Here is a 12438-nt window from a genome sequence, read left to right on the forward strand (position 1 = left end):
TGAAATTGACGGCCAGCAAAACTACGGGTCTGCGGTGCGCTCCCGCGAGGTCAGCGCTGATCCGGCGCGATCACCGCGGCCAGTTTCGCAGGAATGCCCGGGATTCGCGTCACCGCGTCGAGCAGCGCATGCGCACACGCGTCGCTGAGGACACCGATGTCGCTGGTCGGGTCCATGATGCGCTGCCGGCACAGCTCGAAGGTGAACGCGACCCAGCCGTTCACCACCATCCGGACATTGCGCTCGACCTCGGGGTCCAGCTCGCTGCCGGGGTGCGCGATGTCACTGATCCGACTCATGACATGTTCGACCTGGCGATTCTTGGCTTCGTCGTCGATGCCGAGCAGTACCGGGTCGGAGCGGCCGATGCCGACATAGGCGGCCCATGCCGAGTGCGGATGCTGTTGCTGGTACCCCATGTACGCGAGCACGCCGGTGCGCACCTCTTCGAACAGTGTCTGGCCCGGCAGCGGCAAGTGGTTGGTCGCCTCGATCAGCCGCTCCGCCTCGAACTTGACCACGGCGGCGAAGAACGCCCGCTTGTCGGGGAAGTAGTGGTACATCAATGCCCGAGACACCCCGGCCCGCTCGGCGATCTCGTCGACGCGGACGTCGTCGTAGGGGCGTTGGCCGAACACCTCGGCGCCCAGCGCCAGCAACTCCGCACGCCGGTCCTCCGGGGACAACCGCCGCCGTGTCGCTCGCATGCGACCGATGTTACTTACACCACAGGTCTTGACCGGTGTTTGCCAGAACTTCATAGTCTTCGCACGGGGCAAAATCGATAGCTGCTCTGTAATGTTGCGGTGCGCAAGAACGATTCGGCGGCAGGCACGAAATGGCGGCTCGTGCCGCCCGAGTCTCGCCTTAATCCTTAGCTCCGAGCAATCTGATTGCGTGCCTTCGCAATTGGTCCTCGGGCTCAGAGACGTCGACGGTTCCCGATTCCTCGGCTAGCGTGGTTATATGCCTGAAAACGCAGGTGATCGCGCTGCCGCGGGAGCTCACGAACCTGCCGCCCAAGGTGCCGAGGTGGAACCGGGACAGTCCGTCCCCCAAGAAGACGCCGACCGTGCCGCACAACGGGCCGCGCAGGCTCAGGTCGGTGCTGAAGCTGCCGCTCGCTCCTCTGCTCAACGCCACGAACAAGCATCCGCCGTCCACGAGCGTGCCGCTGAGATCCACGAGCAGGCCGCACGCACCCACGAAGCGGCCAGCCAGGCGCGCGAGCGCGCTGCACAAGTGCGCCGACGCGCTACCCAGTCAGCTAGCGACCACGAAGCAAACCATCTGCACTAGGCCGCCAGCCGCCGCGTGAGAACAGCATAACCGTTGTGCGGCAGAGATTTTCGCTTGCTCAGCTACGATACGGCTCGTGCCGCCCGGTTGCTTGAAAGACGACTCGGCGAGCGATCTGCACGGTGTGGTCGGCGAACCGTTCGTAGAACCGCCCCAACAGGGTGACATCAACGGCTGCACCGACACCGTGCGTCCACCCTCGGTCCATAAGCACCGTCAGCAGTTCGCGATGCTTCTCGTCCATCGCGTCATCGTCGTGGCGAATCTCGGAGGCTCGTTTCGGGTCGCGCGACAGCAACACGTCGCGCGCACCAGCGCTCAATGCCACAGCCAGATCACCCATGTCAGCGATGTGCCCGCTGACTTCTGCGGGCACGGCATGTTGTGGATGACGTCGCCGGGCGATCTTGGCCACATGCACAGCCAGGCCGCCCATCCGCTCGACGTTGGCGGCGATCTGGATAGCGGTGACGACTGCGCGCAGATCCGCGGCTACCGGTGACTGCAGAGCGAGCAACAGGAACGCTGTCTGGTCGACCTGAGCGCTTTCCGCGGCGATTTTGTCATGTCCGGCGATGACACTTTCCGCGAGAGCAAGGTCCGCTTGCAAAAGCGCGTCGGTGGCGCGGCGCATCGCTTGACCACTCGAGTCGCACAATTCCGCGAGCTGTTCCGTTAGCGCCGAAAGTTGCTCGTGAAATGAGCTTCTCATCGACCGGGGGGTGCCTGGTGATGCCAAGATGATCTCACTTACCGCCTATGTGGCCAGCGTTCAAAGCACATGTAACTCAACGACCATCGTTTACCATCCCCGCCCGCATGGGAACACCCAATTAAGCGGCGGGTGTCAGATCGGTCGCATCGGGCTCGCTGTGAGGCGTGAGCTGGAGGGCGGCCGCGGTGTTGAGCAGTCAGCGCCGGCCCCAGCGGCGCCGAGTCAGCGTGCGAATGCATTCGCGCTGTTCATAATCGGCGCGGTGAGCGCGTTCGGCTTGTAGACGGGCCGTTGAGTCGACGCCACACCCGAAGTGGCAGCAGCCCGATCAACGGTGCCCTTTTGCCCAACTCGCTGTTATCGCGCCGATCGAAGGCGGCGGCGTAGCGGCGTGCCTGCTCAGCCGTCGCATACGTCTTACTGTCGCTGGCTTGGCCGCACCCCCGCTCACATTCCCAGTACATCGTTGCGCCGTCGACACGGAAACGCGGTCGATGTCCCATGAGCCGACATAGCCATGGCGCTGCGGTCATGCAGCCTCCGCGGTGGTCAGCGGCATTGCAAGGTCCTCCAGTTTCTGACCCTCGGCCTTGACTCCCAGCACCAGTTCGACCACGCCTCCGATTGCCATGACGGCCGCGCCGATCAGAAATGACAGCGCGGCCTGATGCCGGTTCCCGGATTCGATCAGGTCGCCGAACAGCAGCGGACCGGTGATACCGCCGATCGCGGTACCGACCGCATAGAAGAAGGCGATGGCCAACGCCCGGGTCTCCATCGGGAAGATCTCACTGACCGTCAGGTAAGCGGCACTGGCGCCGGAACCGGCCAGGAAGAAGCACACCATGAGTACAGCGAGAAACGTCCAGACGCCACCGAATTGGCTCACGAAGATGCCGGCCAGTACGACCGCCACCGCGGCGGAGCCAAGGTAGGTCAGCGAGATCATCGGTTTTCGCCCAACCGTGTCGAAGAGTGGCCCGAGTAGCACCGGCCCGGCGAAATTGCTGAGCGCCCACAGGATGAAAAACACCGGCACCATGCCGGAAGCCACTGAGTAGAACCCGCTGAGCAAGGTGCCGAGGTTGAACGTGACCCCGTTGTACAGGAACGCCTGCCCAATGAAGAGGGCCAGGCCCAAAACCGCGCGACTGGGGTACAGCGTGAAGGCCACCTTGGCGATCTCCCGGAAAGAGATGACCTTGCGCTGGCGCACGGTCAGCGATCCCTCCGGTTCCGGGAGCTTCTCGTGCTTCTCCTGCTCGACGTCGGCCTCGATGTCGTCGACGATCTGCTCGGCTTCCTCTTGCTGGCCGTGAATGAAGAGCCAGCGCGGACTTTCCGGCACGTTGCGACGCACGATCAGTACCGCTATCCCGAACACGGCACCGACGCCGAACGCGATTCGCCACCCGATGTTCAGCGGAAACAGGGACGTGTTCAAAAACAGCAACGCTGCCGCGGCGCCCAACGCCGATCCCAACCAGTAGGAGCCGTTGATGGCCAGATCGACACGTCCACGCAGGCGCGCGGGAATCAGCTCGTCGATCGCCGAATTGATCGCCGCGTATTCCCCGCCGATGCCTGCGCCTGCGAAAAATCTCGCAACGAAGAAGTACCAGGGCGCAAAAGAGAAAGCCGTCGCGGCGGTGGCGACCAGGTATATCGCCAGTGTGGCGATGAAGAGCTTCTTACGACCGAAGCGGTCGGTGAGCTGACCGAAAAACAGCGCACCGCTGCAGGCGCCCGCGATGTAGAAGGCCGCGGCGGCGCCGATCTGTGCTGCGGTGATCTGGATGCCGCTGCCCCGCTCGATCAGCCGGGCCGCGACATTGCCCACCATGGTGACTTCGAGACCGTCGAGGATCCAGACACCGCCCAAGCCGACGACCACCCGCCAGTGAAACCGCGACCAGGGCAGCCGGTCCAGCCGAGCGGGCACCTGCGTGGTGATCGTGCCGGTCTGTACGCCTTCGCTCATCGCAGCCTCTCCGGTCCGTCGGCGTGCCCGGCGGCATACCCAGAAAGGTGAGGTTATATCCCGGTCGAGCCGTTCGGTGAGGACTCCGTTTGTCGAACTGCGCCACGGGTTACCCAGGCTTGGAATTCCTGTGTCGGAGGGACGTGATGACAACTAACGACCAAAACCCAAAGCAAGAGCAGTTAGACCAATATCGGGTCGACCGCGCGAGCGGGTATCTGACCACGCAGCAGGGTGTTCGCGTGGATCACACCGACGACGCGCTGAGCGTCGGAGAGCGCGGGCCGACGCTGCTGGAGGACTTCCACGCGCGGGAGAAGATCACCCACTTCGACCACGAGCGCATCCCCGAACGGGTGGTACACGCCCGCGGTGCGGGCGCCTACGGATACTTCGAGCCCTACGACGATTCGCTGGCCGACTACACCGTCGCGAAGTTCTTGACCACGCCGGGCAAACAAACACCGGTGTTCGTGCGGTTCTCCACGGTCGCCGGGTCCCGCGGCTCGGCTGACACCGTTCGTGATGTCCGCGGGTTCGCGACGAAGTTCTACACCGACCAAGGCAACTACGACTTGGTAGGCAACAACTTTCCCGTCTTCTTCATCCAGGACGGCATCAAGTTCCCCGACTTCGTTCATGCGGTCAAGCCGGAGCCGCACAACGAGATCCCGCAGGCGCAATCTGCGCACGACACCCTGTGGGACTTCGTGTCGCTGCAGCCGGAGACGCTGCACGCGATCATGTGGCTGATGTCGGATCGGGCACTGCCGCGCAGCTTCCGGATGATGCAAGGCTTCGGCGTGCATACCTTCCGGCTGGTAAACGCCCGCGGCGAGGGCACGTTCGTGAAGTTTCACTGGAAGCCGCGGCTGGGTGTGCACTCGCTGATCTGGGACGAATGCCAAAAAGTCGCCGGCAAGGATCCCGACTTCAACAGGCGTGACCTGTGGGAGGCCATCGAGGCGGGCCAGTACCCGGAGTACGAGCTCGGGGTGCAACTGGTGCCCGAGCGCGACGAGTTCTCGTTTCAGTTCGACCTGCTCGACGCAACGAAAATCATTCCCGAAGAACAGGTTCCGGTACGCCCTGTGGGCAAGATGGTGCTCAACCGCAACCCGGACAACTTCTTCGCCGAAACCGAACAAGTCGCCTTCCACACCGCCAACGTGGTGCCCGGCATCGACTTCACCAACGATCCGCTCCTGCAGTTCCGCAACTTCTCCTATTTGGACACCCAGCTGATTCGCCTGGGCGGCCCCAACTTCGCCCAGTTACCGGTCAACCGGCCGGTGGCCGAGGTTCGCAACAACCAGCACGACGGCTACGGCCAAATCGCCATTCCGCGAGGCCAATCCAGCTATTTCAAGAACACGGTGGGTGGGGGCTGCCCGGCTCTTGCCGACGAAGACGTGTTCCGGCACTACACCGAAAAAGTGGACGGCCACAAGATCCGGCAGCGCGCCAAGAGCTTCCAGGATCACTACAGCCAGGCCCGCATGTTCTGGAAGAGCATGTCGGCGGTCGAAGCCGAGCACATCGTTGCCGCGTTCGCCTTCGAGCTCGGCCACGTGGAGACTCGCGAAATCCGCTCGCGGGTGGTCGACCAGCTGAACTTGGTCGACCACGAGCTGGCCGCGCAAGTCGCCGGCAAGCTGGGGCTGCCGGTGCCCGACGAGCAACCGGTCGACGACAAGATGCCGGCCTCCCCGGCACTTTCGCAGTTGAACACCGCCACCGACAGCATCGAAAGCCGCAAGATCGCCGTGCTGGCGGCCGACGGCGTCGACGTGCGTGGCACGGACCGGCTGCTTCGCGCGATGCGGGAACGCGGCGCGATACCCGAGGTGCTGGCGCCGATCGGTGGCGGCACGTTGACCGGCGGGTCGGGCGGCGAACTTGCCGTCGACCGGGCGATCAACACCATGGCGTCGGTGCTCTACGACGCGGTGATTGTGCCGTGCGGACCGGAATCGGTGGCCGCATTGTCCAATGACGGATATGCGGTGAACTTCGTGACCGAGGCATACAAGCACCTCAAGCCGGTGGGCGCGTTCGGCGCAGGAATCGATCTGCTGCGCAAAGCCGGGGTGGCTGAGCAACTCGCCGACGGCGCGGACGTGGTGTCGTCGAGGGGTGTTGTGTCGACGACGGCGGCCGAAGACAGCATGTCGGACGAGTTCTTCGACGCCTTCGCCGCGGTGCTTGCCAAGCACCGCGTGTGGGACCGCGACACCGCGATGGTTCCGGCATAACCGCCATGAACCTCTCCGACATCGTCGCGGTGCCCCTGAAGTGGGGATCCGCCCTGCGCCATCGCCGGGTGTTTCACCCGGTCGGCGTCCTGGCCGGCGGCTCGCTGGAACGGCTGGCGCCGCCGGATCAGGGGCTGCCGATCCGCTCGTGCGACGTCGTCGCCCGCATCTCCAAGGGCGCCGGCACTCCGGGTGCGCTGCCCGACATCATCGGGCTGGCCTGGAAGATGCCACCCACGGTGTTTCCGCCAAACGGCTGGGACGTGCTGTTGGCGTCCGCGGGTGCCGGGCGGTTGGCCCGGATCGCGTTGCACCCGGTCACCTCGTGGTCGGCGTCGATGTCGAGTCTGATGCCGCTGTGCTACGAGCAGCGGTATTGGTGGATCCGCGCGCAACTGAGCAGCAAGATCGGTGAGCCAGGCGTGTCGTTGGAGAGCATCAGGAAGCACATCGATCAGGGTGGCATTGAGTTCAATATCGAACAAGCCTGCGGCACAGGGCGATTCGAGCCGTTGGCCGTGCTTTCTGTGAATCGGCTGCTGCCTGACGACGAGTCGCACGACGTGCTGTTCGATCCCACGATCAATGCGCCGCCCGACGTCACGCTCGCGCCGGGCTGGCTGACCTCTTTAAGGCGGCGCGCGTATGACCGCAGCCGCGAAGGCCGCGACGCTGATTAGAGGCTGGTTAGCGGCTGAACAGGCTCATGTGAACCGCACGCCCTGGGCAAGCGGTAACTGCGACGAGTAGTTGACGGTGTTGGTGGCGCGACGCATATACGCCTTCCATGCATCGGAACCGGATTCGCGCCCGCCGCCGGTCTGCTTTTCGCCGCCGAACGCTCCGCCGATCTCCGCCCCCGAAGTGCCGATGTTGACGTTGGCGATGCCACAGTCGGATTCGTCGATGAAACGCTCGGCCTCCTGCACGTCGGCGGTGAAGATCGCCGAGGAAAGCCCTTGTGGGACGCCGTTATTCAGCGCTATTGCGTCGTCGAAATCGTCGTAGATCAGCACGTAGAGGATCGGCGCGAACGTCTCGGTTGCCACAATCGCGGTTTGCGCCGGCATCCGCACCAGTGCCGGCGAGACGTAATACGCACCCTGTGGCCCGTGGCGCTCACCGCCGACGACCTCGCCGCCGTCGCCGCGGGCCTGCTCCAGCGCTTTGACCATGTCGGCGTAGGCCTTCTCGTGGATCAGCGGCCCGACCAGCGTGCCCTGCGCCGACGGATCACCGATGCGCAGCTGCCGGTAGGCGGCCAGGACGCGTTCCACCACCTCGTCGGCGATCGACCGGTGCACGATCAGCCGGCGCAACGTCGTGCAGCGCTGCCCGGCAGTGCCGGCCGCGGCGAACACGATGGCGCGCACCGCCAGCTCAAGGTCGGCCGACGGTGTCACGATCGCGGCGTTGTTCCCGCCGAGCTCGAGCAGCGTTCGCCCGAAGCGTCGTGCCACCCGGGGGCCGACCTGCTGGCCCATCCGCACTGAGCCGGTCGCCGACACCAGCGCGATGCGTTCGTCGTCCACCAGCTGCTGGCCGACGTCGGGACCGCCCAGCAGCAGGCCGCTGACCGCGGACCGTGCGCCCACATCTTCGGCCGCCCGGGCGACCAGCGCCTGGCAGGCCAGCGCGGTCACCGGCGTCAGCTCCGAGGGCTTCCACACCACGGTGTCGCCGCACACCAACGCCACCGCGGTGTTCCACGCCCAGACCGCCACCGGGAAGTTGAATGCGGTAATTACCCCAACCACACCCAGCGGGTGCCAGGTCTCCAGCAGCCGATGTCCCGGACGCTCGGAAGCGATGGTGCGCCCGTACAGCTGGCGCGACAGGCCGACGGCGAACTGGCAGATGTCGATCATCTCCTGCACCTCACCTGCCGCCTCGGAGGTGATCTTGCCGGCCTCCACGGTGACCAAGGTGGCGAGATCGGCCTTGTGTGTGGTCAGCAGTTCGCCAAGGCGGCCCACCAGCGCGCCGCGTACCGGCGCAGGGGTGGCTCGCCACGTCGAAAACGCTTGTGCGCCAGCTGCGATGGTCTGATCGACCTCTGCGGGCGTGCTGGGCGCGATGGTGAACAGCGCATCGCCGGTGATTGGGGTGCGTGCCGGCAGGCCGGGCTGGCCCGGCGCACCCAGGATCACGTCGGCGCCGATCGCCTCCAGCGCCTGGCGTACCCGGGCGCGTAAATCTTCTGCGGTGGGCAGTCTCATGCGGCAGTCTCCTGGGCGGATGCTTCGTACAGTGCGTAGGGGTCGTAGATGGGTCGGTCGATCGCGGCGGTTAGCCATCCCAGGCTGTAGCCGGAATCGTCGGCGACTTGGGCAGCCTCCGCGTCGCTGTCGAGGTTGGAGCGAAAGATGCCGGCTGCCGATGCCGGCAAGAAGTCTTCGTAGACAACGGGTTTCGACGGGTCGCCGCTGCGGTAGTAGGCCAGCCCCTGAGCAGCCATCTCGACGTCGGTCGACGGAAAGTACCGGGCCCACACCTGCGCTGGGTCAGGGGCGGCCATCGCCGCGTCATAGCGTCGGTGGCCCTTGGGCGTCAGCGCGACACCGCGGGCCTCCACCTCACCGAACCGCACCCGCAAGGTGCCCTCGATGACGGTCCCGTCGTCCAACCGGAACCGACGCGGTTCGGCGAGCGCTCGAAAAGACGTCTGGCGCAACAGAACTTGCGGGCCATCGGTGCGAGGCGGTCCCTGAATGGTGTCGATCATCGCGATGCCGCCGGCGGTCATCCGCCGATACAGCTCGTCGATGTCGAGCACCCGCGGCGTCAGGTGGTTGAGGTGGGTGGATGCGACCCCGGCGATATCGGCGGCCACCGCGGACACCCGCGACAGCTCGTCATACCAATCACGATCGATCGGCTCAGGGGAGAGCGCGAACGCCGCCACCGCTTGCGCCACGAATTCGTCAGCCTCGCGGGCGTCGCATCCGCCGTCGGCTGCGATCTGGCGAGCGCGGGCGATCAGTGCCGGGTCGAACAATCGACGCTGACCCACAAAGGTCTCCACCCGGCGGCGCAGCTCGTCAGCGAAGAACCGGCGATCCCGCGTCGCGAGCATGGACGTGAACACCCGAAACGGATTGCGCGCCAGCTCGCCGTTGTCGACCGGGCGAAATGCGGTGGACACCACAGGGATTGGCGACGCGGCGGTACGCAAGTCGTAGTAGCCGACTGGGACCATGCCGAACGCCGCGAACAGGTCGGCGACTGCGGCGAGTTCGGCCGGGCTGCCGACCCGGATGGCGCCGTGGCGCTCGGCGGTGACCCGCTCCAGCGAGCCCAGCCGCTCGGCGGCCGGATGGCGCGCCAGGTAGTCGCGGTTGACCTGCTCGCTTACCCGCACCAGCATGGTGTAAGCCGGAACTTCTGCGCCGTACATCGCCGACAGCGCGGTGGCGAATCTCGCCCGCAGCTGCCATATTTCCAACCTTTTGGAGCGGCTCATCGGGCCTCGCTGCTGGGATACTCTCCGGCCATGGGTGACAAGCTCGACGACATCGACCGGACTCTGGTGCGCGAGCTCGTCGTCAACGGACGGGCGACGCTTTCGGAGTTGGCTGCCAGCGCGGGGCTGTCGGTGTCGGCGGTGCAGTCCCGGGTGCGTCGGCTGGAGTCTCGGGGTGTGGTGTTGGGGTACTCGGCGCGGATCAACCCCGAGGCGGTGGGCAATATGCTGTCGGCGTTCGTGGCCATCACCCCTCTCGATCCCTCTCAACCTGATGATGCGCCTGCCCTGCTCGAGCACTTCACGGAAATCGAGTCGTGCCATTCGGTGGCCGGCGAGGAGAGCTACATCCTGCTGGTGCGCGTCGAGTCCGCGCGGGCGCTGGAGGACCTGCTGCAACGGATCCGGACCACCGCGAATGTCCAAACCCGCAGCACGATCATTTTACGGACGTTTTACAGTGGACGGCAGGTTGTACCGTAATTTTTACGATATCCGGCCAGCTATCATCCAGATATGACTGTTCTGGCGCGCACGGACCAACAGTTGGAAGCCGGCCGCGTCCACGATCTGCTGGCACGCAGCATCCTGCTTGACGGCTTCGACTTCGTGCTGGACCTGCGCCGCTCGGCCGGCTCATATCTGGTCGACGCCCGCGACGGACGGCGCTACCTCGACATGTTCACGTTCGTCGCCTCCTCGGCGTTGGGCATGAACCATCCGGCGCTGGCCGACGACGAGGCGTTCCGTGCCGAACTGGCCGAGGCCGCGGTGAACAAGCCCAGCAACTCCGAGGTGTACTCCGTGCCGATGGCCCGCTTCGTCGAGACCTTCACCCGCGTCGTGGGCGACCCGGCGCTGCCGCATCTGTTTTTCATCGAGGGTGGTGCCCTGGCGGTCGAGAACGCGCTCAAGGTGGCGTTCGACTGGAAGAGCCGGCACAACGAGGCCAACGGCATCGACCCCGCGCTCGGTACCGGGGTGCTGCACCTGCGCGGGGCGTTTCACGGCCGAAGCGGCTATGCGCTGTCGCTGACCAATACCCGGCCGGTCAACGTGGCGCGTTTCCCGACGTTCGACTGGCCGCGCATCGACGCGCCGTTCGTGCGGCCCGGGGCCGATATGGAGGCGCTGGAAGCTGAATCGCTTCGCCAGGCCCGGGCGGCGTTCGAGGCGCACCCGAACGGCATCGCCTGCTTTATCGCCGAACCCATCCAGGGCGAAGGCGGCGACCGGCACTTCCGGCCGCAGTTCTTCGCCGCCATGCGCGAGCTGTGCGACGAATACGACGCGCTGCTGATCTTCGACGAAGTACAGACCGGGTGCGGGTTGACGGGGAGCCCGTGGGCCTACCAGCAACTGGAAGTCGCGCCGGACGTGGTGGCGTTCGGCAAAAAGACGCAGGTGTGCGGGGTGATGGCCGGGCGGCGGGTCGACGAGATCGCCGACAACGTGTTCAGCGTGCCCGGGCGGCTCAACTCGACCTGGGGCGGCAATCTCGTCGACATGGTGCGGGCGCGGCGCATCCTCGAGGTCATCGAGGCCGACGGCCTGTTCACCCGCGCCGCCGAACACGGCCGCTATCTGCGTGCCCGACTCGACGAACTCGCCGCCGAGTTTCCGGGTTTAGTGCTCGACGTCCGCGGCCGCGGGCTGATGTGCGCGTTCAGCGTGCCGACCACCACCGCCCGCGACGAGTTGATCCGCGGGTTATGGCAGCGGCGGGTGATCGTTCTGCCCAGCGGTTGCGACAGCGTGCGTTTCCGCCCGGCGCTGACGGTATCGCGTGCCGAAATCGACCAGGCGGTGGCCGCTGTCCGCCACGCGCTCGAGGACCTCGCTTGATTGGTCTCGGGACGGTTTACCTGCGGTAACCGGCGGGTATCCGATGTGCGCTCTAAGCAGTCAGGGCCAGGAGGCGTCAGCGCGATGTAACTGATGCGCCGGATCAGACGATGATGTAAGAGCAATCCAGCAGGACAAGTGATCGACCATGCAAAACCCACGGCAGCATTCACCCGGTGACCGCCTCGGCCAAGAGGACAGCGAGGTCCAGGCGGCGGTGCGGTTTGCGCTTTTGGCGGCGGCGGCCGGCGTCGGTTTTCTTATCGTGGCCGCTTTGTGGGTCAGCACCTGTAAAGGCCAGATGGCGCTGGACACCGCGGCGTGTGGGGCGCCGCAACGGGCGCTGTTGGCTTTCGGCGGGCCAGTCATTTTATTGGCAGGAGGAGGCTGGGCGTTTCTGCGCACCTACCGAGTGTGGCGTGACCGCGGCACCTGGTGGGCCTGGCAGGGCGCCGGCTGGTTCTTGCTGATGCTGATGTTGCTGACGCTCACCATGGGCGTCCCGCCAATCGCGGGCCCAGCACTTGCCGGCTGACCGGCATCGGCTACGCCGTTAGACAGTGCGCTGCCCCGGCCGGCGTTCCACGCGCCACTCTTCGTCGATGCGGAGCACGCGCCGACGCTCCAACACCAGCCATAGCGCCCCGTTGACCGTTCCCAGCACCGCAACCAGCACCGTCGTGGGGAGCCACTCGTAATGGCGGTAGGCGGCGGCGGCCAGCGTGCTGACCACCCCCAGTACTGCGATGACCAGCAGGATGAAGCCGGGCCAGAAGAGGTTGTCTTTCATCGTGATCCCGGCATGCGGTTGCGTGGTCCGGAAATGATCAATGGGATCTCGATGGATGTCTCCCACCACGCCTCCCTCCGTCGCCGGACG

At 65.5% G+C, this 12438-nt stretch carries 12 protein-coding genes; 6 read left to right on the forward strand and 6 right to left on the reverse strand.

The genetic code is table 11. From position 1 onward, the window contains the following. Positions 1-50: 50 nt before the first annotated feature. Positions 51-707 carry a TetR/AcrR family transcriptional regulator gene (locus G6N15_RS13725; RefSeq protein WP_083087150.1) on the reverse strand — a complete coding sequence of 219 codons (657 nt, stop codon included), beginning with the start codon at positions 705-707 and terminating at the stop codon, positions 51-53. Positions 708-966: 259 nt separating this feature from the next. On the opposite strand from G6N15_RS13725, the gene G6N15_RS13730 reads away from it, so the two are divergent. Continuing rightward, entirely contained in the window at positions 967-1299 is a 333-nt protein-coding gene (locus G6N15_RS13730; RefSeq protein WP_083087101.1) for a hypothetical protein, read from the forward strand. Positions 1300-1357: 58 nt separating this feature from the next. Here the strand turns inward: G6N15_RS13730 and phoU are convergent, their stop codons facing one another. Both phoU and G6N15_RS13740 read right to left on the reverse strand, forming a co-directional pair. Further along, a complete protein-coding gene (gene phoU / locus G6N15_RS13735; RefSeq protein ID WP_083087102.1) occupies positions 1358-2011 on the reverse strand; it encodes a phosphate signaling complex protein PhoU in 654 nt (217 codons plus the stop codon). A gap of 532 nt (positions 2012-2543) precedes the next feature. Then, complete coding sequence (locus G6N15_RS13740) at positions 2544-3995, reverse strand: MFS transporter (RefSeq protein ID WP_083087104.1); 1452 nt, start codon at positions 3993-3995, stop codon at positions 2544-2546. Between the two features lie 146 nt (positions 3996-4141). On the opposite strand from G6N15_RS13740, the gene G6N15_RS13745 reads away from it, so the two are divergent. Then, positions 4142-6250 (forward strand): catalase, encoded by a 2109-nt coding sequence (locus tag G6N15_RS13745; RefSeq protein ID WP_083087105.1) that lies wholly within the window; start codon positions 4142-4144, stop codon positions 6248-6250. 5 nt (positions 6251-6255) lie between these two features. Continuing rightward, positions 6256-6930 (forward strand): phosphodiesterase, encoded by a 675-nt coding sequence (locus G6N15_RS13750; protein ID WP_083087151.1) that lies wholly within the window; start codon positions 6256-6258, stop codon positions 6928-6930. A 24-nt stretch (positions 6931-6954) separates the two neighbouring features. Here the strand turns inward: G6N15_RS13750 and amaB are convergent, their stop codons facing one another. Further along, positions 6955-8469 (reverse strand): L-piperidine-6-carboxylate dehydrogenase, encoded by a 1515-nt coding sequence (amaB, locus tag G6N15_RS13755; protein ID WP_083087106.1) that lies wholly within the window; start codon positions 8467-8469, stop codon positions 6955-6957. Then, positions 8466-9713, reverse strand: a complete 1248-nt coding sequence (hglS, locus tag G6N15_RS13760) for a 2-oxoadipate dioxygenase/decarboxylase (protein ID WP_083087107.1) — start codon at positions 9711-9713, stop codon at positions 8466-8468. Before hglS ends, amaB begins: the two co-directional genes overlap by 4 nt. A gap of 30 nt (positions 9714-9743) precedes the next feature. Between hglS and G6N15_RS13765 the strand changes: the two genes are divergently transcribed. From G6N15_RS13765 to G6N15_RS13775, 3 genes are all read left to right on the forward strand, one after another. Then, positions 9744-10196 carry an Lrp/AsnC family transcriptional regulator gene (locus tag G6N15_RS13765; protein ID WP_083087108.1) on the forward strand — a complete coding sequence of 151 codons (453 nt, stop codon included), beginning with the start codon at positions 9744-9746 and terminating at the stop codon, positions 10194-10196. Between the two features lie 33 nt (positions 10197-10229). Then, complete coding sequence (lat, locus tag G6N15_RS13770; protein ID WP_083087109.1) at positions 10230-11558, forward strand: L-lysine 6-transaminase; 1329 nt, start codon at positions 10230-10232, stop codon at positions 11556-11558. A gap of 148 nt (positions 11559-11706) precedes the next feature. Further along, complete coding sequence (locus G6N15_RS13775; RefSeq protein WP_083087110.1) at positions 11707-12093, forward strand: hypothetical protein; 387 nt, start codon at positions 11707-11709, stop codon at positions 12091-12093. Between the two features lie 18 nt (positions 12094-12111). Here the strand turns inward: G6N15_RS13775 and usfY are convergent, their stop codons facing one another. Next, a complete protein-coding gene (gene usfY / locus G6N15_RS13780) occupies positions 12112-12414 on the reverse strand; it encodes a protein UsfY (RefSeq protein WP_179961746.1) in 303 nt (100 codons plus the stop codon). Positions 12415-12438: the final 24 nt, after the last annotated feature.

The sequence above is a fragment of the Mycobacterium noviomagense genome (assembly GCF_010731635.1).
Taxonomy (GTDB): Bacteria; Actinomycetota; Actinomycetes; order Mycobacteriales; family Mycobacteriaceae; genus Mycobacterium; species Mycobacterium noviomagense.

What these genes read in the sequence shown, in the direction of transcription:
- G6N15_RS13725 (WP_083087150.1), bottom strand. Translation starts at nt 707, where the DNA reads ATGCGAGCGACACGGCGGCGGTTGTCCCCGGAGGACCGGCGTGCGGAG.
- G6N15_RS13730 (WP_083087101.1), top strand. Translation starts at nt 967, where the DNA reads ATGCCTGAAAACGCAGGTGATCGCGCTGCCGCGGGAGCTCACGAACCT.
- phoU (WP_083087102.1), bottom strand. Translation starts at nt 2,011, where the DNA reads ATGAGAAGCTCATTTCACGAGCAACTTTCGGCGCTAACGGAACAGCTC.
- G6N15_RS13740 (WP_083087104.1), bottom strand. Translation starts at nt 3,995, where the DNA reads ATGAGCGAAGGCGTACAGACCGGCACGATCACCACGCAGGTGCCCGCT.
- G6N15_RS13745 (WP_083087105.1), top strand. Translation starts at nt 4,142, where the DNA reads ATGACAACTAACGACCAAAACCCAAAGCAAGAGCAGTTAGACCAATAT.
- G6N15_RS13750 (WP_083087151.1), top strand. Translation starts at nt 6,256, where the DNA reads ATGAACCTCTCCGACATCGTCGCGGTGCCCCTGAAGTGGGGATCCGCC.
- amaB (WP_083087106.1), bottom strand. Translation starts at nt 8,469, where the DNA reads ATGAGACTGCCCACCGCAGAAGATTTACGCGCCCGGGTACGCCAGGCG.
- hglS (WP_083087107.1), bottom strand. Translation starts at nt 9,713, where the DNA reads ATGAGCCGCTCCAAAAGGTTGGAAATATGGCAGCTGCGGGCGAGATTC.
- G6N15_RS13765 (WP_083087108.1), top strand. Translation starts at nt 9,744, where the DNA reads ATGGGTGACAAGCTCGACGACATCGACCGGACTCTGGTGCGCGAGCTC.
- lat (WP_083087109.1), top strand. Translation starts at nt 10,230, where the DNA reads ATGACTGTTCTGGCGCGCACGGACCAACAGTTGGAAGCCGGCCGCGTC.
- G6N15_RS13775 (WP_083087110.1), top strand. Translation starts at nt 11,707, where the DNA reads ATGCAAAACCCACGGCAGCATTCACCCGGTGACCGCCTCGGCCAAGAG.